This is a genomic window from Telluria sp. RT2P19 (assembly GCF_059685725.1).
The window spans coordinates 306,092-330,228 of sequence record NZ_JCASIL010000002.1 but is presented as its reverse complement, the minus strand read 5'-3'; the positions used below and the strand labels follow the sequence as shown (position 1 = coordinate 330,228).

Annotated in this window: 23 protein-coding genes; 8 read left to right on the top strand and 15 right to left on the bottom strand. The window is 64.8% G+C overall.

Annotated features, from left to right (window positions below; genetic code table 11):
- Positions 1–57: 57 nt before the first annotated feature.
- The 3 genes from AC56KW_RS03625 to AC56KW_RS03615 all read right to left on the bottom strand — a co-directional run bounded on the left by AC56KW_RS03625 (position 58) and on the right by AC56KW_RS03615 (position 3,445).
- A complete protein-coding gene (locus tag AC56KW_RS03625) occupies positions 58–1,518 on the bottom strand; it encodes a high affinity choline transporter 1 (RefSeq protein WP_497169359.1) in 1,461 nt (486 codons plus the stop codon).
- A gap of 126 nt (positions 1,519–1,644) precedes the next feature.
- The gene (locus AC56KW_RS03620; protein ID WP_497169358.1) at positions 1,645–2,382 is read right to left on the bottom strand and encodes a LytR/AlgR family response regulator transcription factor; all 738 of its coding nucleotides are present in this window, start codon (positions 2,380–2,382) and stop codon (positions 1,645–1,647) included.
- A gap of 4 nt (positions 2,383–2,386) precedes the next feature.
- On the bottom strand, positions 2,387–3,445 hold the full coding sequence (locus tag AC56KW_RS03615) for a sensor histidine kinase (protein WP_497169357.1): 1,059 nt from the start codon (positions 3,443–3,445) through the stop codon (positions 2,387–2,389).
- A 291-nt stretch (positions 3,446–3,736) separates the two neighbouring features.
- On the opposite strand from AC56KW_RS03615, the gene AC56KW_RS03610 reads away from it, so the two are divergent.
- On the top strand, positions 3,737–4,885 hold the full coding sequence (locus tag AC56KW_RS03610; RefSeq protein ID WP_497169356.1) for an MFS transporter: 1,149 nt from the start codon (positions 3,737–3,739) through the stop codon (positions 4,883–4,885).
- Here AC56KW_RS03610 and thpR read toward each other — a convergent pair.
- Positions 4,875–5,387, bottom strand: a complete 513-nt coding sequence (thpR, locus tag AC56KW_RS03605; protein ID WP_497169355.1) for an RNA 2',3'-cyclic phosphodiesterase — start codon at positions 5,385–5,387, stop codon at positions 4,875–4,877. The two genes, AC56KW_RS03610 and thpR, sit on opposite strands and share 11 nt — an antisense overlap.
- Before the next feature lie 8 nt (positions 5,388–5,395).
- Positions 5,396–6,262: a 3-methyl-2-oxobutanoate hydroxymethyltransferase gene (gene panB / locus AC56KW_RS03600; RefSeq protein ID WP_497169354.1), complete on the bottom strand. Its 867-nt coding sequence runs from the start codon at positions 6,260–6,262 to the stop codon at positions 5,396–5,398.
- A gap of 338 nt (positions 6,263–6,600) precedes the next feature.
- On the opposite strand from panB, the gene AC56KW_RS03595 reads away from it, so the two are divergent.
- Positions 6,601–7,326, top strand: a complete 726-nt coding sequence (locus AC56KW_RS03595) for a choice-of-anchor K domain-containing protein (protein ID WP_497169353.1) — start codon at positions 6,601–6,603, stop codon at positions 7,324–7,326.
- A gap of 103 nt (positions 7,327–7,429) precedes the next feature.
- On the opposite strand, the gene AC56KW_RS03590 is transcribed toward AC56KW_RS03595, so the two are convergent.
- From AC56KW_RS03590 to hda, 5 genes are read right to left on the bottom strand one after another with little or no spacing between them, the layout of a single operon-like run.
- Positions 7,430–7,777 (bottom strand): DMT family protein, encoded by a 348-nt coding sequence (locus AC56KW_RS03590; protein ID WP_497169352.1) that lies wholly within the window; start codon positions 7,775–7,777, stop codon positions 7,430–7,432.
- A gap of 12 nt (positions 7,778–7,789) precedes the next feature.
- A complete protein-coding gene (folK, locus tag AC56KW_RS03585) occupies positions 7,790–8,263 on the bottom strand; it encodes a 2-amino-4-hydroxy-6-hydroxymethyldihydropteridine diphosphokinase (RefSeq protein ID WP_497169351.1) in 474 nt (157 codons plus the stop codon).
- Complete coding sequence (gene pcnB / locus AC56KW_RS03580; RefSeq protein WP_497169350.1) at positions 8,260–9,660, bottom strand: polynucleotide adenylyltransferase PcnB; 1,401 nt, start codon at positions 9,658–9,660, stop codon at positions 8,260–8,262. Before pcnB ends, folK begins: the two co-directional genes overlap by 4 nt.
- Positions 9,653–10,327, bottom strand: coding sequence for a histidinol-phosphatase (locus AC56KW_RS03575; protein WP_497169349.1), 675 nt, complete (start codon positions 10,325–10,327; stop codon positions 9,653–9,655). Before AC56KW_RS03575 ends, pcnB begins: the two co-directional genes overlap by 8 nt.
- The gene (gene hda / locus AC56KW_RS03570) at positions 10,324–11,007 is read right to left on the bottom strand and encodes a DnaA regulatory inactivator Hda (RefSeq protein ID WP_497169348.1); all 684 of its coding nucleotides are present in this window, start codon (positions 11,005–11,007) and stop codon (positions 10,324–10,326) included. Before hda ends, AC56KW_RS03575 begins: the two co-directional genes overlap by 4 nt.
- A 168-nt stretch (positions 11,008–11,175) precedes the next feature.
- Between hda and purM the strand changes: the two genes are divergently transcribed.
- Positions 11,176–12,219, top strand: coding sequence for a phosphoribosylformylglycinamidine cyclo-ligase (purM, locus tag AC56KW_RS03565; protein WP_497169347.1), 1,044 nt, complete (start codon positions 11,176–11,178; stop codon positions 12,217–12,219).
- A 60-nt stretch (positions 12,220–12,279) separates the two neighbouring features.
- Here the strand turns inward: purM and AC56KW_RS03560 are convergent, their stop codons facing one another.
- From AC56KW_RS03560 to AC56KW_RS03540, 5 genes are all read right to left on the bottom strand, one after another.
- Positions 12,280–14,319, bottom strand: coding sequence for an alpha/beta hydrolase family protein (locus AC56KW_RS03560; protein ID WP_497169346.1), 2,040 nt, complete (start codon positions 14,317–14,319; stop codon positions 12,280–12,282).
- Between the two features lie 112 nt (positions 14,320–14,431).
- A complete protein-coding gene (locus AC56KW_RS03555; RefSeq protein ID WP_497169345.1) occupies positions 14,432–16,480 on the bottom strand; it encodes a sodium:solute symporter family protein in 2,049 nt (682 codons plus the stop codon).
- Positions 16,477–16,797, bottom strand: a complete 321-nt coding sequence (locus AC56KW_RS03550) for a DUF4212 domain-containing protein (RefSeq protein ID WP_497169344.1) — start codon at positions 16,795–16,797, stop codon at positions 16,477–16,479. The genes AC56KW_RS03555 and AC56KW_RS03550 overlap by 4 nt, the downstream gene beginning before the upstream one ends.
- A complete protein-coding gene (locus AC56KW_RS03545; protein WP_497169343.1) occupies positions 16,775–18,358 on the bottom strand; it encodes a sensor histidine kinase in 1,584 nt (527 codons plus the stop codon). Before AC56KW_RS03545 ends, AC56KW_RS03550 begins: the two co-directional genes overlap by 23 nt.
- Positions 18,355–19,089 carry a response regulator gene (locus tag AC56KW_RS03540; protein WP_497169342.1) on the bottom strand — a complete coding sequence of 245 codons (735 nt, stop codon included), beginning with the start codon at positions 19,087–19,089 and terminating at the stop codon, positions 18,355–18,357. The genes AC56KW_RS03545 and AC56KW_RS03540 overlap by 4 nt, the downstream gene beginning before the upstream one ends.
- 293 nt (positions 19,090–19,382) lie before the next feature.
- On the opposite strand from AC56KW_RS03540, the gene recA reads away from it, so the two are divergent.
- The 5 genes from recA to sucD all read left to right on the top strand — a co-directional run bounded on the left by recA (position 19,383) and on the right by sucD (position 24,136).
- The gene (gene recA, locus AC56KW_RS03535) at positions 19,383–20,459 is read left to right on the top strand and encodes a recombinase RecA (protein WP_497169341.1); all 1,077 of its coding nucleotides are present in this window, start codon (positions 19,383–19,385) and stop codon (positions 20,457–20,459) included.
- A gap of 72 nt (positions 20,460–20,531) precedes the next feature.
- On the top strand, positions 20,532–20,999 hold the full coding sequence (recX, locus tag AC56KW_RS03530; protein WP_497169340.1) for a recombination regulator RecX: 468 nt from the start codon (positions 20,532–20,534) through the stop codon (positions 20,997–20,999).
- Positions 21,000–21,435: 436 nt separating this feature from the next.
- On the top strand, positions 21,436–21,999 hold the full coding sequence (locus AC56KW_RS03525) for a DUF2889 domain-containing protein (protein WP_497169499.1): 564 nt from the start codon (positions 21,436–21,438) through the stop codon (positions 21,997–21,999).
- A gap of 67 nt (positions 22,000–22,066) precedes the next feature.
- Entirely contained in the window at positions 22,067–23,236 is a 1,170-nt protein-coding gene (gene sucC, locus AC56KW_RS03520) for an ADP-forming succinate--CoA ligase subunit beta (protein WP_497169339.1), read from the top strand.
- An 18-nt stretch (positions 23,237–23,254) separates the two neighbouring features.
- Entirely contained in the window at positions 23,255–24,136 is an 882-nt protein-coding gene (sucD, locus tag AC56KW_RS03515; RefSeq protein WP_497169338.1) for a succinate--CoA ligase subunit alpha, read from the top strand.
- Position 24,137 lies beyond the last annotated feature (1 nt).

Here is a 24,137-nt window from a genome sequence, read left to right as displayed (position 1 = left end):
GCCCGTAGCCTCCAAACCGGCGTTCCCGCGCAGGCGGGAACCCACGTACCCACCAGTTTAGGCTTTGGCCTCCAGCACGTCCTGCGTCTGGCCCCGGTTCTCGAACACCTGTGGCGCCAGCGATCCCGCCACCATGCCGACGAAGGCCGCGATCAACCCCGCCAGCTGCCCCGGGAAGTGCTCGCCCAGCGTCGTGACCTGCTCGAAGAACAGGATCCAGGTCGACAGCCCCGCGCCGATCGAGAAGATCGCGCCCTGGGTCGTCGCACGCTTCCAGTACAGCCCCATCACCAGCGGAATGAAGGCGCCGACCAGCGGCACCTGGTAGGCGCCCGACACCAGCTCATAGATCGAGGTGCCTTCCATCGCGATCGCATACAACAGCACCAGCGCCGCGAACACGACGATCGAGATGCGCATCGCGAACAGCTGCTGGCGGTCGGTCATCCCCGGGCGCAGGTTCTTGAGGATATTTTCCACAAAACTGGTCGATGGGGCCAGCAGGGTGGCCGACGAGGTGCTTTTGATTGCCGATAGCAGGGCGCCGAAGAACAGGATCTGCATGAACAGCGGCATCTGGGTCATCACGAAGGTCGGCAGCAGGCGCTGGTAGTCGTTCTGGGCCAGGTCGAGCGCCGTATTGCCCATCACGACCACGGCGGCGGCCACGATGAACATCGGCACGAAGGCGAACACGATGTAGCTGGCCCCGCCGATCACGGCGCCGGTGCGCGCCGTCGGCGCATCCTTGGCCGACATCACGCGCTGGAACACGTCCTGCTGCGGGATCGAGCCGAACATCATCGTGATCGCGGCGGCGATGAAGAACAGGATGTCCTTGAGGCTCGGCTCCGGGAAAAAGCGCCACAGGTCGGCCTGCTGGGCCATCGCCAGCACGTTGCCGGCGCCGCCGGCCAGGTCGGCCGCGAACCAGGCGATCACGCTCATGCCCACCACCAGCACGATCATCTGGATGAAGTCGGTCACGGCGACCGCCAGGAAGCCACCCACCACCACGTAGATCAGCACCGTCAGGGTGCCGACGATCATGCCCGTGGCCGGCGTCATCGCGCCCGCCGTCAGGACCGTGAACACCAGGCCCAGCGCCGTGATCTGGGCCGCGACCCAGCCCAGGTAGCTCAGGATGATGGCCACCGAGCAGAACACCTCGATGCCCTTGCCGTAGCGCTGGCGGTAGTAGTCGCCGATCGTCAGCAGGTTCAGTTTATAGAGGCGGGCGGCGAAGAACACGCCGACCAGGATCAGGCACATGCCGGCGCCGAACGGGTCCTCGACCACCGCGTTCAGGCCGCCCTGGACGAACTTGGCCGGGATGCCCATCACGGTCTCGGCGCCGAACCAGGTGGCGAAGGTGGTGGTGATCACCATGACCAGCGGCAGGCTGCGGCCGGCGACAGCGAAATCGCTGGTGTTCTTGATCCGCGTGCCCGCCCACATGCCCAAGGCAAGCGTACCCAGCAGGTAGAGCACGACGAAAGAGATCAGGGTGGTGTTCATGCGAGTGGAGGCTCCTGGGACAGGATTATTATCGGGCGGAAAATTCGCGATTATAAAGGCAGAACCTGGCGGTTGGTTCAAATTGCCTCGATTCGCCAGTCGGTGTTGTTGCGATGAAATCGTGGTCTAGATCGCCATCTCGCGCAGCAGCCTGGAGGCGTCGCGGTTGGCGCCGATGCAGGCGCCGTCGCGCATGAAGATCTGCAATTGCGACTGCTCGTCGGCGCGCATCGACTCGACGAAATCGAGGTTGACCAGCGCCGAGCGGTGCACGCGGATGAAGCGTCGCGGGTCGAGCTGGCCTTCGAGTTCCGAGATGCCGATCCGCACCAGGAAGTGCTGGCCGCGCGCCACGATCACCGTGTATTTCGAGTCGGTCTTCATGTATTCGATCTCGCCCACCGCCAGCGGGAAGATGCGGCCACGGTCGCGCACCAGGATGCGCTCCAGCCGCGCCGGTGCGCCGGCCGCGCGCACCAGCGCATCCTCGAGCGCCGGGCGGTCCTGCGTCGCGCCTTCCAGCACGCGCGCCACGCTGGCGGCGAAGCGCGCGCGGGTAAACGGCTTGAGCAGGTAATCCACGGCATGCAGCTCGAAGGCGGTCACCGCGTACTGGTCGTAGGCGGTGGTGAACACGATTTGCGGCAGGTAGTCGAGCCGGCGCAGCACCTCGAGGCCGGTCATCTCGGGCATCTGGATGTCCATGAACACCACCTCGGGCCGCAACAGCGCGATGCGCTCCAGGGCGCTGGCGCCGTCGGCGGCCTCGCCCACCAGGCGCAGGCCGGGATGGGCATAGATGGCGTCGCGCAGCACGTCGCGCGCCAGCGGTTCGTCTTCGGCGAAGAATACGGTCTTGGTCATGGTGTCAGGTGATGGGCAGGGTGATGCAGGCGGCGAAGCCGGCGCCGGGACGGGAATCGATCGCCAGCGCGGCGCGTCCGGCGTAATCGAGTTCGAGGCGGCGGCCGATGGTGCGAAGTCCCAATCCCGGCGAGGCGGCGATCGTCTCGTGCGTGGCCCCGGGGCCGTCGTCGCGCACGGTCAGGCGCAGCATCCCGGCGTCAAGCTCGCGCCGGCCTTCGATGCGCAGCATGCCGGGCCGGGTGTACGGATTGAAGGCATGCTTGATGCTGTTCTCGATGAGCGGTTGCAGGGTGAGGGCCGGCAACACGAAGTCGCCCATGTCGGGATCCAGGTCCCATTGCACCTGCAGGCGCGGTCCAAGACGCAGCTGCTCCAGCTCCAGGTAGTCGCGCACGAACTGCAGTTCGGCGTCGAGCGTGACGCGGTCGACGCCGGCGCGTTCGGTGTCCAATACATAGCGCAGCATGTCAGAGAACTGGAACAACGCCGTCTCGGCAGCGGCCGGATTACGCTGGGTGAGGGCGATGATCGAGTGCAGCGTATTGAACAGGAAGTGGGGATTGAGCTTGCTGCGCAGGGCGCCCAGTTCCGCCGCGACCAGCAGGGTTCGCGCCTGCTGCGCCGCCAGGGCCTGGCGCTGGGCGGCGGCACTGGCGCGCACGCTGTGGAACAGGCCGGCCACCATGGCATAGATCATGACGTTGTACATGAACGGCCAGATATGCCATTCCAGCCGGCGTTCCATCGGTTGTTGCACATGAACCAGCACCATGTGCGTGCCGAAGGAAAATGCGATTGCCGCCATGAAGTGGATCGCGCTGCACAGGGCGAGCCCCACTGCGCGCCGCTCGAACCAGCCGGTCAGGGGCCAGACCAGGGCCAGCACCGCCGCCGCCGGCGCGATGCTCAGGAAGGCATAGAGAACCATCTTGGGGTCGAATCCCCCCGTCAGCAGGGTCTCTGCCTGGAGCACGACCGCGATCAGCGCGATATAGACGAGCCAGATGCAGATATAGTGGCGCCACATCGGCGCTATGCGGAAAGACTTGGTCGGGTTCATGGGCGAAGTATCGTCGAGATCGGGGCGCTTGCGTCAAGCCACGCGCCCGGTTGCAGAAAATACGGCGCGAGTTGCGGCTTGGATGCGGCGACCGGTGTGTTGCGTATTCTTAAGTTTATTGCAGGAACGTGCACGTTTGCGTAAACTTGTTCTTTGGGCAGCCTCCATCTGTCATTGGTGAGCTGGGCCAGATCGACCACCTGGTGCTGGAAGCGACTGCGGCGTGCGCCAGCGTCCCCCTGCGCCGGCGCTATCGCGCGCTCGACGACAAACCACCGCGAAGGCCCAAGAATGACCCACGTTTCCACCATCGACACGCGCAGCATCGAGGCCGGCCGCTGGGCCATCTCGACCGTCTTCCTGCTCAACGGCGCCGGCATCGGCCTGTGGGCGGCCCATGTGCCGACCGTGCAGGCGCGCATGGGCGTCGATACCGGCATGCTGAGCCTCGTGCTGCTCACGCTCGCCGGCGGCGCGCTGATGGCAATGCCGCTGATGGGCGGGCTGACCGGACGCTGGGGCACGCGCCGCATGGTGCTGCTCGCCGGCTTCGCCTTTGCCCTGATGACGGCCGTGGTCATGTTCGTGCCGACCCTGCCGCTGCTGTTCGTAGCGGCCTTCCTGTTCGGCGTGTCCAACGGCGCGCTGGACGTGGCGATGAACGCCAACGCCAGCGAGGTCGAGACCGCGCGCGGCTTGCCGACGATGTCCTCGTTCCACGGCTTCTACAGCCTGGGCGGCCTGTTCGGCGCCGGCCTGGGCGGGGTACTGGTCGGCCAGGGCCTGGGCCATGGCGAGGGCGCGCTGATGGTGGCGTTGGCGACCGCCGTGGTGCTGGCATTGACGGCGCCGCGCGTGATGGGGTTCGCCGCGCACGCAAGCGGCAGCCACTTCATGCTGCCGCGCAGGGCCGCCCTCGGCCTGGGCTTGCTGGCGCTGCTATGCTTCGCGGTCGAAGGCGCGCTGGTCGACTGGAGCGCGCTGCTGCTCGAAGAGCGCACCGGCGCTTCGCCGGCGTCGGCGGCGTTGGGCTACTCGGCGTTCTCGATCGCGATGGCGGCCTGCCGCTTCGCCGGCGACCGCATCATCCTGCGGTTCGGCGCGATGCGGGTAATGGTGTTCGGCGGCCTGGCGATGTTCGCCGGCCTTGCGCTGGCGGTGCTCAGCACGAATTTCGTGGCCTCGAGCGTCGGCTTCGCGTTGGTCGGCCTGGGCGCGGCGAATGTGGTGCCGCTGCTGTTCGGCGCCGCCACGCGCATCCCGGGCATGCACCCGGGAGCCGGTGTGGCGGCGGTGGCGACGCTGGGCTATGGCGGCCTGCTGCTGGCGCCGCCGGTACTGGGCTGGATCTCGGTTCACTTGAGCTTGATGGTGGCGCTCGGCGCGCTGTCGCTGTCGGGGCTCGTGATCGCGCTGAGCGCGCGCGTGCTCAAGAAGTAGGATAGTCGCGCAGGACGATGTACATGCCGCCCCGCGATTCGACCAGCGCGTAGCCCGTCACGTTCCAGGTGACCGGGACGCTGCCTTCCGGCGCCACGACGCCCCCGGCGCGGCGCGCCATCGTGACGTGCGGCCGATAGGCGCGCGCCTCCGGCTGCAGGCCGAGGTCGACCAACGCCGCTGTCAAGTGCGCATGCAGGGCCAGCAACCGCCGTGGCGCCTCCAGTGGCTCGAGCACGGCGACCCCGTGCGGCCACAGCACCGGCGTGCCGACTTCCAGCTGGAAGGGTTCGAACGGCACGGCGAACCCGTCGCGCAGTGCCGGCAGTTGTGCGGTCGGCACGTCGCCCAGGAAGTGCAGGGTCAGGTGCAGCTTGTCGGTGTGGACCGGCGTGGCCCCGCGCGGCCAGTCCCACGCGTCGCGCTGTTCGCGCAGGCGATGGCGCACGGCGGGCTCCGGCCACAGGGCCAGGAACAGACGGGAGGTCTCCTGCTGGCCCATGGGGTTCCTTAGAAGCAGTGCTCCGGCGCCGGGAAGCTGCCGTCCTTCACGGCCGCGACATAGGCCATGACGGCGGCGTCGATGCTGGTCTGGCCATCCATGAAGTTCCTCACGAAGCGCGCCTTGCGGCCCGGGAACACGCCCAGCAGATCATGCATCACGAGCACCTGGCCCGAGCAGTCGGGGCCGGCGCCGATGCCGATGGTCGGCACCGACAGCAGTTCGGTGACTTCCTTGCCCAGCGCCGCCGGCACCGCTTCGAGCAGTACCACGGCGGCGCCGGCCGCCTGCAGCGCCAGCGCGTCGTTCCTGAGGCGCTCGGCGCCTTCGCCGGTCTTGCCCTGCACCTTGAAGCCGCCCAGCTGGTGCACGAACTGCGGGGTCAGGCCGATGTGCGCGCACACCGGGATGCCGCGCTCGACCAGCAGGCGCACGGTGTCGGCCAGCCAGGCGCCGCCCTCGATCTTGACCATGTGGGCGCCGGCGCGCATCAGCTGCACCGCGCTGTCGTAGGCTTGCTGCGGATTGCCGTAGCTGCCGAAAGGCATGTCGGCCAGTACCAGTGCGTTCTTGTTCCCGCGGGCGACCGAAGCCGTGTGATAGACCATGTCGGCTACCGTGACCGGCAGCGTCGAGTCGTGACCGGCGCAGACCATGCCCAGCGAATCGCCGATCAGCAGGATTTCGACGCCGCAGCGGTCCATCAGCGAGGCGAAGCTGGCGTCGTAGCAGGTGAGCATCGCGATCTTGTCGCCGGCGGCGCGCTTGGCGAGCAGTGCGGGAACGGTCACGGCCTTGGGCAATGCCGGCACTGGCGCCGGTACTGGCGTTGCGCCCGTGGAAGCCATCTCGTTACCCTGCAAATAAGAGCTCATACAAATCCTTTGGAAAACTGACGTTCAAACCGCTTAGTGTAATGCGCTGCTCGGGAACGTGCAGGAATGTCGCCGAACGACGTTCGAGAGCGGGACGAAGCTGCTGGAGATCGATTCACCAAATGGAGTATCTCGTTGGTAAGAGTCGATAATTTTTACATAACGAAATCTGCTTTGAGCAGAAGATCTTGAAAATCAATGACATATGCTGCTGGCATGATTCTAGCTAAGCAATGTGGAACAACAACGACACAAGGAGATGCTTATCAAAGTGTTCTTAAAAAGAATGATAGGGGTCAACCAATAAAATATTTCGATGTTCCTGAAAGGACCAAATCATGTTCACGCTTACTTCTGCAATGCGTAATTCCTTGCTTCTCGCATCGATGTTGTTCGCTGCCGGCGCTGCGAACGCGGTGCCTGTCACCGGCAGCTCAACCGGAACTTTCACTATTTCCAATAATGATAATGTCTCTGGGTGTGGCGGCAGCAATAATTGCCGTACGGCTGCCAATGGTAGAAGGCTTGAGTGGGGTTATGGTGCGGGGGATGCGCCCTCAACGCTCACGGGAGGCGTTACTAACTGGTCTGGAAACAGCGCCAACGCAACTGGACAGGGCGTAAGACTTGCCGCACTAACTTGGTTCAATAATGCGACCGATGATCGTGTCACGCCAGACATATTCCGCGCGAACTACGCATTATCATTTGCTTTCAGTAGCCCAACCAACGCGACCGATACTGAGACGTTTAATTTGGTGATCAATAATACTGAAAATATCGCTGGCGATATCCTCAGTGGCTTGACTATGCAGGATTTGAATGGAATCTCATTTAACCTGGGAAACGTTATTATGAGCAACCTCCGGTACGTGCTCGCGGGCGGTCCAGGAACGTTCAACCAGAATACTTGGGTTAACCCGGAAGAGGCAACCTCGACCTTGTATATCGTGGCTGATTTCTCGGATAGGGTGACTGCGGTACCTGAACCAGCCTCGCTGGCGCTGCTGGGGGCTGGTCTGCTTGGCGTCGGTGCGCTGCGCCGCCGCCGCCGTCAGGGCTGAAGCGGCTACATACTAGCCCGGTCGTCGGATTGACAGGGGGGGGCGCTCGCGAGAGCCGCAACCCCTTTGTCATACCTTGGAGGCGCATGGCGCGCCAGCCAGTTCAGGACCGAAAGATGAAATACACCGCGCCGACCAGGCACAGGCCGGCCCACACGTAATCGAGCTTGAACGGCTCGTTCATATAAAACATCGCGAACGGCACGAACACGGTGAGCGTGATCGCCTCTTGCATGATCTTGAGCTGCGCCAGCGAGAACTGGGTGTGGCCGATGCGGTTCGCAGGCACCTGCAGCAGGTATTCGAACAGCGCGATGCCCCAGCTGATCAGCGCCGCCACATACCATGCGCGGTGCTGCAATCCCTTCAGGTGGCCGTACCAGGCGAAGGTCATGAAGACGTTCGACAGGACCAGGAGGCCCGTGGTCTGGGCCCAGACGGGAAGGTTCATGGCGTGTGCTTCCTACGCGACCTTGACGATGGTCTGGCCGGCCACCAGCGCCGCGAAATTGCGCGCCGGGCCGTGGCCAGGGATCTCGATGTCGGGCGCGATCTCGAGCAGCGGTTGCAGCACGAAGGCACGTTCGTGCATGCGCGGATGCGGCACCGTCAGGCCGGGACTGGCGATCATTTCGTCGCCGTACAGCAGCAGGTCGAGGTCGAGCGTGCGCGGCGCGTTATGGTAGGGTCGCTCACGGCCGTGGGCCTGTTCGATGTCCTGCAGCGCCGCCAGCAGGTCGTGGGCCGCCAGCGTGGTATCGAGGCAGGCCACGGCGTTGATGTAGTCGTCGCCGCTCGAATCGATCGGAGCGGTGCGGTACAGGCTCGAGGTATGCAGCAAGGTGCTGCCATCGAGCCGGGCCAGGCGCGCCAGCGCATCGAGCACGTTCGCCTGCGCGTCGCCCAGGTTGGCGCCGATGCCGATCCAGGTCTTCATTCTTCGTGGTTCGCCGCTGCTGGCGCGCCGCCTTCGACAGCGCCGTTGTCATTCGACTTGCGCGGGCCGCGGCGCGGACGACGTTTCTTGGCCGGCGCGCCACCATTGGCGCCGCCTTCGCGCTCGCGCGTGCTGGCCGCCACCACCAGGCGTTCGCGGTCGCCGCCTTCGGCCGCATAGAACTCGGTCCACCATTCGCCCACCTCGAGGGGCAGTTCGCCCGAGGCGCAGCGCAGCAGCAGGAAGTCGTAGCCGGCGCGGAAGCGCGGGTGTTCGAGCAGCTTGTAGGGCGCGCGGCCGGCGCGGCGCTCGAAGCGCGGCTGCATGGCCCAGATGTCGCGCATGTCGGTGGCGATGCGGCGCTGCAGGGCCAGGTTGTCGGTTTGCGTCTCGAGCACGGCGTCGGCCGCCAGGTGCAGGGCCGGGATCGGCGCTTCGCCGGCGGCGCGGTAGGCCGTCCATTTCTCGAGCACCTGGTGCCACAGGAGCGAGGCGAACAGGAAGCCGGGCGAGACGCCCTTGCCGGCCTTGACGCGCGAATCGGTGGAGTCGAGCGCCAGGGTCACGAACTTCATGCCGATCGGCTGCTCCAGCACCACGTCCAGCAGCGGCAGCAGGCCATGGTGCAGGCCGGCCGAGCGCAGCTCTTTGAGGCAGGCCAGTGCGTGGCCCGACAACAGCAGCTTGAGCATTTCGTCGAACACGCGCGCCGCCGGCACGTTGTCGATCAGGGGCGCCATGACGGGGATCGGCGCGCGCGTGGTCGGCTCGATGGTGAAGCCCAGCTTGGCCGCGAAACGCACCACGCGCAGCATGCGCACCGGGTCTTCGCGGTAGCGCGCCTCGGGCATGCCGATGATGCGCAGCAGCTTGGCGCGGATGTCCTCGATGCCGCCGTGGTAGTCCAGCACCGTTTGCGTGGCCGGGTCGTAGTACATCGCGTTGATGGTGAAGTCGCGCCGCTCGGCGTCCTCGTGCTGCGGGCCGAAGCTGTTGTCGCGCAGGACGCGGCCGTGCTCGTCCTTCGGCGCGTTGTCGCTGCCGTTGCCGCGGAAGGTGGTCACCTCGAGCAGGTCCTGGCCGAACATCACGTGCACGATCTGAAAGCGGCGGCCGATGATGAAGGCGCGCCGGAACAGTTTTTTCACCTGCTCGGGCGTGGCGTCGGTGGCGATGTCGAAGTCCTTGGGCTTCACGCCCAGCAGCAGGTCGCGCACGGCGCCGCCGACCACGAAGGCCTTGAAGCCGGCCTCTTGCAGGGTTTGCGTCACGCGGATCGCGTTGGACGAGACGTTTTTCGGGTCGATGCCGTGTTCGGCCGGGCCCAGGATCACTGGTTCGGTCGTGTCGCGCTGGTCTTTCACACCCAGGATTTTACGGATGAATTTTTTAATCATTGAATAGTTGGATGGTTGGCCAGCCCTGTTGCTGCGCGTGGTTCGCGAGCGCGGCGCTCGGATTGGTCGCGACCGGATGGGAGACGATGGACAGCAGCGGAATGTCGTTGTGCGAATCGCTGTAGAAATGGCTGCGGCCGAAGCTGCCGAACGGCTGCCCCAGGCGTTCCAGCCAGGCGTGCATGTGCGTGATCTTGCCGGGGCCCGAGGTCGGGGTGCCGGCCAGGCGCCCGGTCAGATTGCCGTCGGCGTCGAGCTCGGGCATGGCTGCGATATGGTGCTCGACGCCGAAGGCGGCCGCGATCGGTGCCGTGATGTAATGATTGGTGGCGGTGATGATCGCCACCAGGTCGCCGGCGGCCTGGTGCTCGCGCACCAGCTTCAAGGCTTGCGGGGTGATCGCCGGCTCGATCACTTCGCGCATGTAGCGCGCATGCAGGGCGTCGAGCTCGTGGCGCGGAAAGCCCGCCAGGGTGCCGAGCGCGAACTCGAGGTATTCGACCGGGTCGAGCACGCCGGCATTGTACTGGGCGAAGAAGGCGTCGTTGCGGGCGCGGTAGGCGTCGCCGTCGACCGCGCCGACCCGCGCCAGGAATTCGCCCCATTCGTGGTCCGAATCGAGCGGCAGCAGGGTGTGGTCGAGGTCAAACAGGGCAAGGTTTTTCATTCTTTGGGTTCGAGCGGCAGGTTCTCTTGCAACAGCAGGTCGCGCAGCAGGGGCAGCGTGACCGGGCGCTGGGTTTCGAGCGAATACTGGTCGAGCGCGTCCAGCATGGTCGACAGGGAACGCATGTCGCGTTTGAAATGAGACAACAAATAGGGTAACACGCTCGCCGACAGCGTCAAACCGCGCGCCTCGGCGGCGTGCGTCAGCGCTTCGATCTTTTGATCGTCGGACAAGCCGTGGATCTGGTACACCAGGCCCCAGCCCATGCGCGTGCGCAGGTCTTCGCGCACCCCCAGCACGGCCGGCGGCACCGGACCGGTGCAGACCATGTAGGCGCCGTGTTCGCGAATCTGGTTGAACAAGGCGAAGGCGTCGATCTGGCGCTGCGGGCTCAAGCGATCGCAATCGTCGAGCAGGTAGAGCGTGACGTCGGGCGCGTGGAGGAAATCGGCGGCAGGCGCGTCGGCCGCGATATAGCGCGCGCCCGGGCTGGCCGCCAGCCCGTGCAGCAGGTGGGTCTTGCCGGCGCCGCTGTCGCCCCACAGATAGGCGAAGTGCTCGCGCGAGCTGCGCTCGGCGAACAGGTGCATCAGGTGCGCCATCTCGGCATTCGCCCCCACCCGGAAGGTGTCGAGGCTCTGGGCCGGTTCGGCGCCTAAATCGAGCACCAGCTGTTTCATGGCGTGGGCCGTTTCATGCCTGACGTGGAAAAAAATGGCATGCCAGTAAGGTCAAGTTTCGTTGTTATATTCGTTAAACGGCTTATGAAGGGAACCGTTTTGCTAAAATAGTGGATTGACCAGTTTCGCCGGTCGCCTCCTATTTTACCGCCTCCGCTGCCAAATACCATGAGCCAACCATCTAATGTTTCTCTCTCCTACCGCGACGCGGGTGTCGATATCGATGCCGGCGACGCCCTGGTCGAAGCGATCAAGCCGCTTGCCAAGCGCACCATGCGCGAAGGCGTACTGGGCGGCATCGGCGGCTTCGGCGGTCTGTTTGAGATCAGCAAGAAGTTCAAGGAGCCGGTCCTGGTCTCGGGCACCGACGGCGTGGGCACCAAGCTCAAGCTCGCGTTCGAGCTCAACCGCCACGACACGGTCGGCATCGACCTGGTCGCCATGAGCGTGAACGACATCCTGGTGCAGGGCGCCGAGCCGCTGTTCTTCCTCGATTACTTTGCTTGCGGCAAGCTGGACGTGGCCACCGCCACCGCCGTGGTCAAGGGCATCGCCCAGGGCTGCGAAGCGTCGGGCTGCGCCCTGCTGGGTGGAGAAACCGCCGAAATGCCGGGCATGTACCCGGACGGCGAATACGACCTGGCGGGCTTTGCCGTCGGCGCGGTCGAAAGATCGCAGATCATCGACGGCAGCAAGATCGTCCCGGGCGACGTGGTGCTGGGCCTGGCCTCGTCGGGCATCCACTCGAACGGCTACTCGCTGGTGCGCAAGATCATTCAAGTGGCCAATCCCGACCTCGACGCCGATTTCCACGGCCGCAAGCTGGCCGACGTGCTGATGGCGCCGACCCGCCTGTACGTCAAGCCGCTGCTGGCCCTGATGGCCGCGATGGAAGTCAAGGGCCTGGTGCACATCACCGGCGGCGGCCTGGTCGAGAACATCCCGCGCGTGCTGCAAGACAAGCTGACCGCGGTGCTCGACAGCAAGTCGTGGACCATGCCGCCGCTGTTCCAGTGGCTGCAGCAGCACGGCGGCGTAGCGGATGCCGAAATGCACCGCGTGTTCAACTGCGGCATCGGCATGACCGTGATCGTCGCGAAAGAGAACGCCGATGCGGCCGTGGCCCAGCTCGAAGCGGCCGGCGAGACCGTGTACCGCATCGGCGAGATCCGTACGCGCGCAGAAGGCCAGGCGCAGACGGTCGTCCTGTAAGCCTGCCGCTGTCGCATAAAGAACGGGCGCCCGCGGGCGCCCGTTTTCATGTGCGGTCGCTCAACGCGCCGCGCCCCTGCCGATGTGCTTGTCGAGGAATTTCTCGACCCTGCCCCAGAAGTCGAGGCGGTTGCGCTCCAGAGACCAGCCGTGGCCTTCTTCCGGATATTCGATCCATTCGACGTTCTTGTTGGTGCGCATGACGGCGTCGCGGAAGGCCGTACCATGGTTGATCGGCACGCGCCGGTCGACGCCGCCATAGGCCAGCATCAATGGCTGCGTGATGCGCGCCGCCTGCTGGATTGGCGAGGTGGCCTTGAACTTGGCCGCGTCCTTGACCGGATCGCCGATTTTCTCGGGCATGCTGTGCTCCTTGGCTTCGCGCGAGACATCGTCGCTGAAGCTCCAGCCATTGTCGAACAGCAGGCCGATATCGGTCACGCCGACAATGTCGATTCCGCATTTGTACAAGTCCGGGTCGTTGACCAGGCCCATCAGGGTGGCGTATCCGCCATAGCTCCCGCCAGCGATGCAGATGCGCTGGGGATCGACGATGCCTTTGTCGATGGCCCAGCGCACCCCGTCGGCGATGTCGTTCTGCATCGCCAGGCCCCATTGCTTGTAGCCGGCGCGCTCGTGCCGGGCGCCAAAGCCCAGGCTGCCGCGAAATTCCGGTTCCAGTACCGCATAGCCACGCGAGGCCAGGAATTGTGAATCGGAGGCCCAGCCCCAGGACTTGCCGCGGACATGGGGACCGCCATGGACCATGACCACCAGCGGCAGGCCGGTGCGTTGTGCGCCGGGCGGCAGGGTCAGCAGCGCCGGAATGTCGAGGCCATCGCGTGCTTTGTAGCGGAAGAATTGCTGGCGCCCCATTTGCGCTGGTTGCAGGCCGGGACGTGCTTCGCCGATCTTGCTCAGTTCTTTGGTTTTGCCGTCGTACAGGAAATACAGAGGGGCGACCGTATCGGAGTAGGCGGTAACCAGGCTCAGCGATGAAGCGGCGTGGGCCGGCACTGAAATCAGGTTGACGGTGGCTGGCAGCAGCTTGTCGACATCCTGCTGGCGCTGCTTCATGGCGGGATCGAACCATTCGTTCGAAGTGGCGTCGGTGCGGAACAGGACGCCCAGCACCTTGTCGCTATTGACGACCAGGCCGCCGTCGAAATCATAGCCGGGGGCGGAAAGCAGCGGCTGCGGATCGAGTTTGCCGCTGGCGACATCGAAAGTGTGCAGCGCCTTCAGGCCGGTCTTGCCGCGGGCGACGACGAACAGGGTGCCGGTCGGACCGAAGCCTACCGGTTCGACCGTGGCTGCTGTCTCCTGGTACATGGGGAAGCTGGTCAGTTCGCGCCATTTGCCGGTGGCCGGGTCGAGATACTGGATCGTCCTCGTCAGGTCCTTGTCGGTAATGGCCAGGCGCGGCTCGCCCTTGTGGTCGAGCAGCCAGCCGACCGTATTGCCCGGACGCGGCACGGTCGTGTACTGGCCGCTGACGGTATTCACGCGCAGCAGGTCCACGTAACTCAGTTCGTTCCTGGTATTGCCGACCGGCGACAGCACATAGGTGAAGTCGGAACCCTCCCACGGCATATTGCCGGCGATCCGGCTTTGGACCGGCAGCAGCTTGCGTGCAGTGCGCGAGCCTTCGTAGGTCGACCTTCCGGTACGGCTGGCCAGTTCGGCGAAGCGTCCTCCATCGTGGTCGACCGCATACAGGCCGGGGGCGAAACGCTGGTCACCGGGGCCTACGCCTTTTTCGTGGGTGTCGAAGACCAGGCGCGTGTCGTTGATCCAGTAAAAGCCGTTGATGTCGGCATCGTTGTAGTTGGCAATGATTTTGCCGCTCTTGCTGTCGATATCGATTACCAGCAAAAAATCGCGCTGGCCCGGGGCGCTGGCGCGCACCGCGAGGTAGCGGGCGGTGGGCGATAGCTTGGCGTCGCCGAATGGGGAGTTGCCGAAGAACGCGGAGAGGGGAGGTGGCGCAGTGGTGGCGATGGCCGGCGGCGGGGTCTGGGCTTGGGCCGCGCCACAGAGCACCAGCGCGGCCAGCGAGGCCAGCGAGGCCGCGCGCAGTGCGCGGGTCAATACAGTCATGGTTTTTCCGTCTGAGATCGTTATTATCGTACCGATCGCAGCGAGGGCGACCGGCGCGGATGACGATACCATTCACACCCGGGCCGGAATCTACTCAATTCTCACGCCGGCTTTACTCCGGCGCGCGGATGTAATCGACCATGCCTTCGCTGCCGCGGCTGGGCGGCGCGGTCAGCATGCTGACCACCACTACCGCCAGCATCCCGGCCGGCACCCCGTACACGCCGGCCGCCATCGGCAGGATGCCGAACCAGGCCGCGTCCAGGTTGCCGCCCAGGGCCGGGCTGGCGCGCAGCATGTAGTACAGGCAGACCGCGAAGCCGGCGAGCATGCCGGCGATCGCGCCCTGGTGGTTGGCCCGCTTCCAGAACACACCCAGCACCAGCACCGGGAACAAGGTGGAACCAGCGAGCGAGAACGCCGCGGCGACCAGCGACAGGATGTCGGCCGGCTTTTGCGAAGCCACGTAGGCGGCGATGAAGGCCACCCCCAGCAGCAGCAGCTTGGAGATCGTCACCCGCTTCTGGGTCGAGGCGCTCGGGTTGACCATCTTGTAGTAGACGTCGTGCGACAGCGCATTGGAGATCGCCAGCAGCAGGCCATCGGCGGTCGACAGCGCCGCCGCCAGGCCGCCGGCCGCGACGAGCCCCGCGATCACATAAGGCAGGCCGCCGATCTCGGGCGTGGCCAGGACCAGCACGTCGGCGTCGATCGCGAATTCGGCCAGTTGCACGATGCCGTCGCCATTGATGTCGGCCACGCTCACCAGCGGATTGGCCTTGTCCACATTGGCCCAGTACGAGATCCAGGTGGGCAACGCCGAGAAATCGCTGCCGACCAGCGAGGTATAGATATCGTACTTGGCCAGCACTGCCAGCGCCGGAATCGTCAGGTACACCAGCAGGATGAAGAACAGGGTCCAGAACACCGAGACCCGGGTGTCGTTGACCGAGGGCGTGGTATAGGCCCGCATCAGGATATGGGGCAGGGCGGCCGTGCCGAACATCAGGCAGAACACCACCGCCAGGAAGTTGTTGCGGCGGTTGTCCGATTCCTCCTTGGTGGCGCCGGGGAAGGGCTCGGCATGCGGCTCGGGCGGCCTGGCGCGCGCGAGATTGGCGTCACGCCGCTCGCTCCATTGCGAACGCGCCTCGTCGACCGAGTTGGGGTAGGTGGCCAGTGCGCGCTCGGCCTGGCGCACCTCGGTGAGCGAGGCATTGCGCGCGCGCGCCGCCGCCAGCTGGCGCTGGGCTTCCAGCTTGCCGGCCTCCCACGATTCGGGGAGCAGGGCCACCCGCCCCGCGTATTCGGTGGCGCGGCGGCGAAATTCTGCGCGCACTTCTTCTTCGCGCGGGTCTTGCGCCAGCGCCGCCTCGCGCGCGGTCAGCTTGGGCAGCAGCGAGCCGTAGGCCACCGCTGGAATCGGATTATCGGCATGCTTGGCCGACAGCCACATGGTTGGTATCAGGAAGGCGACCAGCAGGATGATGTACTGCGCCACCTGGGTCCAGGTGATGGCGCGCATCCCGCCCAGGAACGAGCACACCAGGATGCTGGCCAGGCCCAGGAAGATCCCGACCGAGAAGTCGACGCCGGTGAAGCGCGAGGCGATCAGGCCGACCGCATAGATCTGCGCCACCACATAGGTGAACGAGACCAGGATGGTGGCGCCCACTGCCAGCGCGCGCACCGCGGCGCCGCGTCCGCCGGCGCCGCCGCCGTAGCGCGCCGCCAGGAAATCGGGCACGGTGTACTGGGCAAACTTGCGCAGGTAGGGCGCGATCAGTAGCGCCACCAGCACGAAGCCGCCGGTCCAGCCCATGATGAAGGCCAGGCCGTCGAAGCCCTGCAGGTACAGGCCTCCGGCCAGGCTGATGAAGCTGGCCGCCGAAATCCAGTCGGCGGCGGTGGCCATGCCGTTGAACATGGCCGGCACCCGCCGTCCGGCGACATAGTATTCGGTGACGCTCGAGGTGCGGCAGATCACGCCGATGATCGCGTACAGCGCGATGGTGGCGAACATGAACAGGTAGCCGATCCACAGGCGCGGCATGCCTTCCTGCTCGAGCAGCGCGAGCGCGATCAGGAACAGCGCGAAGCAGCCGGTGTACCACAGGTAGTAGCGCGCCAGCTTGCTGAAATAGGGTGGCTTGCCGCTCATCGTGTTTCATCCCCGGTCCCGCGCGCGGCCCTGGCGTCGCGGTCCAGCCGGCGCATGCGCCAGGCGTAGAAGCCGATGATCGCCAGCGACACCAGCGAGGCGCCTTGCGCGGCCATGTAGAACGACAGCGGCCAGCCGAACACCTCGAAGCGCGCCAGCTCGCGCGCGAAGAACACGGTACCGAAGCCGGTCGCCAGCCACAGCACCAGCAGCAGCATGGTCATCTTGCGGCTGCGCTCCCAGTGCGCGGCGCGGGCGGCGGCGCGCTGGCGCACCGCATTGTCATCGAGGGGATCAGGCGGCGTCGTCGGGTTCATGGAACGGAGGCGGGAAGGTCAGGCGGAACAGGCAGCCCGGGAAGCGCTTGGAATGGCTGCGCGGATTGTTGAAGATGTCGATCTCGGCGCCGTGCTGCTGCGCGATCTCGCGCACGATCGCCAGGCCGAGGCCGCTGCCCTGGGTATTGCTGCCCAGGATGCGGTAGAAGCGCTCGAACACGCGTTCGCGCTCGTTGGGGGCGATCCCGGGGCCGGTGTCCTCGACCTCGAGCAGGGCGCGCCCGGCGTCGCAGCGCACGCGCACCGTGACGCTGCCCCCGGCCGGGGTGTAGCGCAGCGCATTGTCGATCAGGTTCGACAGCAGCTCGCGCAGCATCAAGGGCTGGCCGGCGATGACGACCGGCTCGTCGTTCGCGGGCGGCTCGAAGCCCAGGTCGATCTGGCCCGCGAACGAGGCCTGCACCCAGTCCCGCACGGTCTCGCGCGCGAGCACCGGCAAGTCGATCCCGGCGAACGCCAGGCCCGCCTGCGGCTGATTCTCGGCGCGCGCCAGCGCCAGCAGCTGGTTCACCAGGCGCGTGGCCGATTCCGAACTCTTGGCCAACTGTTCCAGCGAGCGGTGGATCTCGGCCGGGTCGAGCTGGCGCAGCGCCAGTTCGGATTGCATGCGCATGCCGGCCAGCGGGGTCTTCATCTGGTGCGCGGCGTCGGCGATGAAGCGCTTTTGCATCGCCACCGATTCGCCCAGGCGCTCGAGCATGTCGTTGAAGGAGCCGACCAGCGGCGAGATTTCTTCGGGCACCTGGCGCGGGTCGATCGGCGACAGGTCGTCCTGCGCGCGCGCGCGGATGCGCTGCTGCAGCTCGGCCAGTGGACTCAGGCCGCGCGACAGCGCGAACCATACCAGCGCCAGGATCACCGGCAGGATGATGAACTGGGGCAGGATCACGCCCTTGATGATCTCGTTGGCCAGGTGCGCCCGTTTATCGAGTGTCTCGGCGACTTGCACCAGGGCAAGGGGAGGGGAATGAGGCGCCTCGAGTGGCTGCTGCAGCGAGCGCTCGTGCAGCGGATCGAGATTGATATAGGTGTAGGCGACCCGGATCGGCGTGCCGTGGATGCTGTCGTTGCGGAACTCGACCGCGCCGCTGCGCGCATGCTCGTCGGCCGCGTTCGGCCTCGGCTGCGGCAGGTCGCGGTCGCCGTCCAGCAGCTCGCCGTTGGGGCCGGCCAGCAGGTAATACACGCTGTCGACGTCGTCGGCGCGCAGGATGTCGCGCCCGGAAGGATGCAGCTGGCCTGCGGCCTTGCCGCCCACGCTGCGGATCTGCTGGCCCAGCACCGTGACCCGGTCTTCCAGGGCGTCATCGAAGGGCTGGTTGGCGATCGACTTGGCGACCAGGTACGTGATGGCGATGCTCATCGGCCACAGCAGCAGCAGCGGGGCCAGCATCCAGTCGAGGATCTCGCCGAACAGCGAATGCCGGATGTTCTCGTCCGGCTCGGGATTGGGCGGGACGTAGGTCGGCTCGGCCGGCGCCGGGACGAACGCAGGCCCGTGCGCAGGCTCGCCCGTGAAACCGGCGTCGCGTTCGTTCACCTGTCGGCGACGCTGGCCGCCGCCGCCGATGCGGCGCGCTCATTGGAGGCAGCCGCGGCGGCCTCGGAGAATTTCTCGAGGCAGTAGCCGAGGCCGCGCACGGTGGCGATACGCACGCCGCCGACCTCGATCTTCTTGCGCAGCCGGTGCACATAGACCTCGATCGCATTGTTCGAGACTTCCTCGCCCCATTCGCACAGGTGGTCGACCAGCTGCTCCTTGGACACCAGGCGGCCGGTGCGCGCCAGCAGCACTTCGAGCAGGCCGAGTTCGCGCGCCGACAGGTCGAGCATCTGGTCGTTGATATACGCGCTGCGGCCGACCTGGTCGTAGACCAGCGGGCCGTGGCGCACCATGGTCGGGCCGCCGCCGGCGCCGCGCCGGGTGAGGGCGCGCACCCGCGCCTCGAGTTCGGACAGGGCGAACGGCTTGGCCATGTAGTCGTCGGCGCCAAGGTCGAGGCCTTCGACGCGCTGCTCGACGGAATCGGCGGCGGTCAGGATCAGGACCGGCAGCAGCGAGGCGCGCGCGCGCAGGCGGCGCAGCACCTCGAGACCCGACATCCTGGGCAGGCCGAGGTCGAGGATGAGGAGATCGAACTCCTGGGTGGAGAGGGCGGTGTCGGCATCCTGGCCGTTCTTGACGTAATCGATGGCGTAGCCGGACTGGCGCAGCGAGCGCGTCAGGCCGTCGGCAAGTACGCTATCATCTTCAGCGAGCAGAATTCGCATGGTGGCACCTCGGTTGACAGTTGAAAACGCCGTTTCCGCGCAGGCGGGAACCCCATTTTCTGGCATTGTGACGGCGTGCGCCATCAGTAGTTGGCGCAGGACCTGGACCCCGCCTTCGCGGGGATGACGTGTATTGTGTTTGATTTGTCGCAACAATGCGAGCCTCGACCATTTTATTGACAAAACCACCACGTATTAGTGCTTGCAAAAACCACTGGATTTTTATACAGTACTGGCTCTTGAAGTGCGCGTGCGCGCCCACACCTTGCCTACTCCACGATTGAAAGTACACCATGGACGACAAAAAATCCGCATTGAACGCCGCTGAAAAGGGCAAGGCGCTGGCAGCCGCCCTGGCGCAAATCGAAAAGCAGTTCGGCAAGGGCTCGGTCATGCGCATGGATGCCAATGCGCCGGTCGAAGAAGTGCAGACTGTTTCCACCGGCTCGCTGGGCCTCGACATCGCATTGGGCGTCGGCGGCTTGCCGCGCGGCCGTATCGTCGAGATCTACGGCCCTGAATCGTCGGGTAAGACCACCCTGACGCTGCAGACCATCGCCCAGATGCAAAAACTGGGTGGCACCTGCGCCTTCATCGACGCCGAGCACGCGCTCGACGTGACCTATGCCCAAAAACTGGGCATCAACCTGAGCGACCTGCTGATCTCGCAGCCAGACACCGGCGAACAGGCACTCGAAATCACCGACGCCCTGGTGCGTTCGGGCAGCGTCGACCTCGTGGTCATCGACTCGGTGGCGGCACTGACGCCGCGCGCCGAGATCGAAGGCGACATGGGTGACTCGCTGCCGGGCCTGCAGGCGCGCCTGATGTCGCAAGCGCTGCGCAAGCTGACCGGTTCGATCAACCGCACCAACACCCTGGTGATCTTCATTAACCAGATCCGCATGAAGATCGGCGTCATGTTCGGCAGCCCGGAGACCACGACCGGCGGTAACGCACTGAAGTTCTACGCCTCCGTGCGCCTGGACATCCGTCGTACCGGTTCGATCAAGTCGGGCGACGAGGTGATCGGTAACGAAACCAAGGTCAAGGTCGTCAAGAACAAGATCGCGCCACCGTTCAAGGAAGCCCACTTCGACATCCTGTACGGAGCAGGCACCTCGCGCGAAGGCGAAATCCTGGACCTGGGCGCCGACAACAAGATCGTCGAGAAGGCAGGCTCGTGGTACAGCTATAACGGCGAGCGCATCGGCCAAGGCAAAGACAACGCCCGTCAGTTCCTGGTGGATCGCCCAGCCCTGGCGCGTGAGATCGAGAACAAGGTCCGCGCCGCCCTGGGTGTGCGCGAACTGCCGCCGGCAGCGCCAGGCGACGGCGACAAGCCGAAGCTGCAGGCTGTCGGTGAGTAATCGCCTGGTGCGGGCCGCACGGCAGGGTAGCGCCGTGCATGTCCGCACCAAGTCGTTGTCGACGGTGACCTCATGCCCGCACCCGTACTGAGCCTCAAGGCGCGCGCGCTGCGCTACCTGTCGCAGCGCGAACACAGCCGGTTCGAGTTGCGGCGCAAGCTGGCCAAATATGCGCAAGAGGACGAAGACGTCGACGCCCTCCTCGATTTCCTCGAAAAGAATAACTGGCTGTCGCAAGAACGTTTTGCCGAGTCTCTGGTCAACCGTAAGGCCAGCCGCTACGGCAATAGCCGTGTGGTGGCCGAGCTGCAAAGCCATGGTGTGACCGGCGATGCGCTGGTCGAGATCAAGGCGGGACTGTCCGACAGCGAGACCGCGCGCGCCATCGAAGTCTGGCAGCGCAAGTTCGGCACCGTCGCCACCGATGCGGCGATGCGGGCCAAGCAAATGCGTTTCTTATTGCAGCGTGGCTTTTCCCAGCGCGCGGCCAAGGTGGCCATGCAGGGCAGCCCAGCGGACGATGAATTCGATGCCGACTGATGGCTGTCGATCTGTCCATATGACTACGCCAGGCGCCAGCGTGGAGCGTCATCCCCGATATGCCTAGGGCATATTCCTCAACGGGCGATGGCGCTGCACGCTGGCGCTTTTTTGTTTTCTGCTCATTCTTGGTAGTCGATTGATCCTGGTCAAACGACATATCTTTCATTCACGCTGTGAATGGCGTATTTTATCTCGCTAAAGACAGGTGAATAATATCAACGGCAAACGTGCCGTCATGTTTCCTGCAAGTGCGTTCAACTCCCCGTAGTTTCCCATAGTGACCTTTCTTTCCCATGCGCCGCTGTGGACGCTGTGCTAAACTTTGCGGGTTTAAGCAGCGCCGCATGAGCGGTTGTTGTCGCAGAAGCTGCGGCAACGTGCACGTAGCACACCGGCTGCATCACTAACCGCCGTCTCGACGGCACTGGTATTTATGCCTTTGTCACCTCCCGTATCGCGCTCGCTCCGGCATACGCGCGCCATCACAGTCGAAGCGTTCGCGCGCGACGATGGCTTGTGGGACCTGGACGCCAATATCCGCGATGTGAAGACGCGTACTGTCGCGCTCGCTTCCGGCGAACGGCCCGGCGGCACGCCGGTGCACGACCTCAAGCTGCGCGTGACCATCGACCGCGAGCTCAACATCGTCGAAGCCGAAGCCGCATCCGACGCCGTCCCGTATCCGGGCTATTGCGATACCATCGGCCCTGCCTACAAGAAGTTGATCGGGCTCTCGCTCGTGAACCATTTCCGGTTGCATCTGAAAGACCGCCTATCCGGCGTGCTCGGCTGCACCCACCTGACCGAATTGGCACAGGTACTGCCGACCGCAGCCCTGCAAGCCTTTGCTGACGACAATGTCGATGCCCCAGGTGGGCTCGGCGGCTCGTCAACCGACCGTCCATTTGAGCTCGACCGTTGCCATGCCCTGCGCAGCGACGGCCCTGCCGTGGCCAAATACTACCCACGCTGGTCGATCAAGGCCGTCTCGGGTTAGCGTTCGTCGTTTTTATTTTGTAGTTCAACCGTATTTCTAATTCAGTAATAGAAGAAGGGAAGCCAGCATGAAGATCCATGAGTACCAGGGCAAAGAGATCCTCCGAAAATTCGGAGTGACTGTTCCGCGCGGCATTCCGTGCATGTCGGTCGAAGACGCTGTCAAAGCCGCTGAAGAGCTGGGCGGTCCGGTCTGGGTCGTCAAGGCACAGATCCACGCTGGTGGCCGTGGCAAGGGCGGTGGCGTCAAGGTCGCGAAGTCGATCGAGCAAGTCAAGGAATACTCCGAGCAGATCATGGGCATGCAACTGGTGACCCACCAGACCAGCCCTGAAGGCCAGAAAGTGCGTCGCCTGATGATCGAAGAAGGCGCCGACATCAAGCAGGAACTGTACGTTTCGCTGGTCACCGACCGCGTCACCCAGAAGGTCGTGCTGATGGCCTCGTCGGAAGGCGGCATGGACATCGAAGAAGTCGCCCACAGCAACCCGGAAAAAATCCACAACGTCGTGATCGACCCGGCCGTCGGCCTGACCGACGCCGACGCCGATGCCGTCGCCGCCAAGATCGGCGTGCCGGAAGGCTCGATCGCCGACGCGCGCGCCAACCTGCAAGGCCTGTACAAAGCCTACTGGGATACCGACGCATCGCTGGCCGAAATCAACCCGCTGATCGTTACCGGCAGCGGCAAGATCATCGCCCTGGACGCGAAATTCAACTTCGACGCCAACGCGCTGTTCCGTCATCCAGAGATCGTCGCCTACCGCGACCTGGACGAAGAAGATCCAGCCGAAGTCGAAGCATCGAAGTTCGACCTGGCCTACATTTCGCTCGACGGCAACATCGGCTGCCTGGTCAACGGCGCCGGCCTGGCCATGGCCACCATGGACACCATCAAGCTGTTCGGCGGCGAGCCGGCCAACTTCCTGGACGTGGGCGGTGGCGCCACGGCCGAGAAAGTGACCGAAGCCTTCAAGATCATGCTGAAGAACCCGGAACTGAAGGCCATCCTGGTCAACATCTTCGGCGGCATCATGCGTTGCGACGTCATCGCCGAAGGCGTGATCACCGCATCGAAAGCCGTGTCGCTGCAAGTGCCGCTGGTCGTGCGCATGAAGGGCACCAACGAAGACCTGGGCAAGAAGATGCTGGCTGACTCGGGTCTGCCGATCATCGCCGCCGATACGATGGAAGACGCAGCGAAATCGGTCGTTGCCGCCGCCGCTGGTAAAGCCTAATTCGCTAAGGAAATAAAAATGTCGATTCTGATCAATAAAGACACCAAAGTCATCACCCAGGGCATCACCGGCAAGACCGGCCAATTCCACACCCGTATGTGCCGCGACTACGCGAACGGCAAGGAAGCCTTCGTCGCAGGCGTGAACCCGAAGAAAGCCGGTGAAGATTTCGAAGGCATCCCGATCTACGCAACCGTCAAGGAAGCTGCCTCGGAAACCGGCGCCACCGTGTCGGTCATCTACGTCCCACCAGCAGGCGCAGCCGCCGCAATCTGGGAAGCCGTCGAAGCCGAGCTGGACCTGGCAATCTGCATCACCGAAGGCATCCCTGTCCGCGACATGATGGAAATCAAGGATCGCATGGCCAAAGCCGGTTCCAAGACCCTGCTGCTGGGCCCGAACTGCCCAGGCCTGATCACCCCTGACGAAATCAAGATCGGCATCATGCCGGGCCACATCCACAAGAAGGGCCGTATCGGCGTCGTGTCGCGTTCGGGCACCCTGACCTATGAAGCAGTCGGCCAGCTGACCGCACTGGGCCTGGGCCAATCGTCGGCAGTCGGCATCGGCGGCGACCCGATCAACGGCCTGAAGCACATCGACGTGATGCGCATGTTCAACGACGATCCTGATACCGACGCGGTCATCATGATCGGCGAAATCGGTGGTCCTGACGAAGCGAACGCTGCTCACTGGATCAAGGACAACATGAAGAAGCCAGTGGTCGGCTTCATCGCTGGCGTCACCGCGCCTCCAGGCAAGCGCATGGGCCACGCCGGCGCGCTGATTTCGGGCGGCGCCGACACCGCGCAAGCCAAGCTGGAAATCATGGAAGCCTGCGGCATCACCGTCACCAAGAACCCATCGGAAATGGCGCGTCTGCTGAAGGCGATGCTGTAAT

What these genes read in the sequence shown, in the direction of transcription:
- AC56KW_RS03610 (WP_497169356.1), top strand. Translation starts at nt 3,737, where the DNA reads ATGACCCACGTTTCCACCATCGACACGCGCAGCATCGAGGCCGGCCGC.
- AC56KW_RS03590 (WP_497169352.1), bottom strand. Translation starts at nt 7,777, where the DNA reads ATGAACCTTCCCGTCTGGGCCCAGACCACGGGCCTCCTGGTCCTGTCG.
- AC56KW_RS03625 (WP_497169359.1), bottom strand. Translation starts at nt 1,518, where the DNA reads ATGAACACCACCCTGATCTCTTTCGTCGTGCTCTACCTGCTGGGTACG.
- AC56KW_RS03560 (WP_497169346.1), bottom strand. Translation starts at nt 14,319, where the DNA reads ATGACTGTATTGACCCGCGCACTGCGCGCGGCCTCGCTGGCCTCGCTG.
- AC56KW_RS03555 (WP_497169345.1), bottom strand. Translation starts at nt 16,480, where the DNA reads ATGAGCGGCAAGCCACCCTATTTCAGCAAGCTGGCGCGCTACTACCTG.
- recA (WP_497169341.1), top strand. Translation starts at nt 19,383, where the DNA reads ATGGACGACAAAAAATCCGCATTGAACGCCGCTGAAAAGGGCAAGGCG.
- AC56KW_RS03615 (WP_497169357.1), bottom strand. Translation starts at nt 3,445, where the DNA reads ATGAACCCGACCAAGTCTTTCCGCATAGCGCCGATGTGGCGCCACTAT.
- panB (WP_497169354.1), bottom strand. Translation starts at nt 6,262, where the DNA reads ATGAGCTCTTATTTGCAGGGTAACGAGATGGCTTCCACGGGCGCAACG.
- hda (WP_497169348.1), bottom strand. Translation starts at nt 11,007, where the DNA reads ATGAAACAGCTGGTGCTCGATTTAGGCGCCGAACCGGCCCAGAGCCTC.
- thpR (WP_497169355.1), bottom strand. Translation starts at nt 5,387, where the DNA reads ATGGGCCAGCAGGAGACCTCCCGTCTGTTCCTGGCCCTGTGGCCGGAG.
- AC56KW_RS03550 (WP_497169344.1), bottom strand. Translation starts at nt 16,797, where the DNA reads ATGAACCCGACGACGCCGCCTGATCCCCTCGATGACAATGCGGTGCGC.
- sucC (WP_497169339.1), top strand. Translation starts at nt 22,067, where the DNA reads ATGAAGATCCATGAGTACCAGGGCAAAGAGATCCTCCGAAAATTCGGA.
- purM (WP_497169347.1), top strand. Translation starts at nt 11,176, where the DNA reads ATGAGCCAACCATCTAATGTTTCTCTCTCCTACCGCGACGCGGGTGTC.
- AC56KW_RS03595 (WP_497169353.1), top strand. Translation starts at nt 6,601, where the DNA reads ATGTTCACGCTTACTTCTGCAATGCGTAATTCCTTGCTTCTCGCATCG.
- AC56KW_RS03575 (WP_497169349.1), bottom strand. Translation starts at nt 10,327, where the DNA reads ATGAAAAACCTTGCCCTGTTTGACCTCGACCACACCCTGCTGCCGCTC.
- pcnB (WP_497169350.1), bottom strand. Translation starts at nt 9,660, where the DNA reads ATGATTAAAAAATTCATCCGTAAAATCCTGGGTGTGAAAGACCAGCGC.
- recX (WP_497169340.1), top strand. Translation starts at nt 20,532, where the DNA reads ATGCCCGCACCCGTACTGAGCCTCAAGGCGCGCGCGCTGCGCTACCTG.
- folK (WP_497169351.1), bottom strand. Translation starts at nt 8,263, where the DNA reads ATGAAGACCTGGATCGGCATCGGCGCCAACCTGGGCGACGCGCAGGCG.
- AC56KW_RS03525 (WP_497169499.1), top strand. Translation starts at nt 21,436, where the DNA reads ATGCCTTTGTCACCTCCCGTATCGCGCTCGCTCCGGCATACGCGCGCC.
- AC56KW_RS03540 (WP_497169342.1), bottom strand. Translation starts at nt 19,089, where the DNA reads ATGCGAATTCTGCTCGCTGAAGATGATAGCGTACTTGCCGACGGCCTG.
- AC56KW_RS03620 (WP_497169358.1), bottom strand. Translation starts at nt 2,382, where the DNA reads ATGACCAAGACCGTATTCTTCGCCGAAGACGAACCGCTGGCGCGCGAC.
- sucD (WP_497169338.1), top strand. Translation starts at nt 23,255, where the DNA reads ATGTCGATTCTGATCAATAAAGACACCAAAGTCATCACCCAGGGCATC.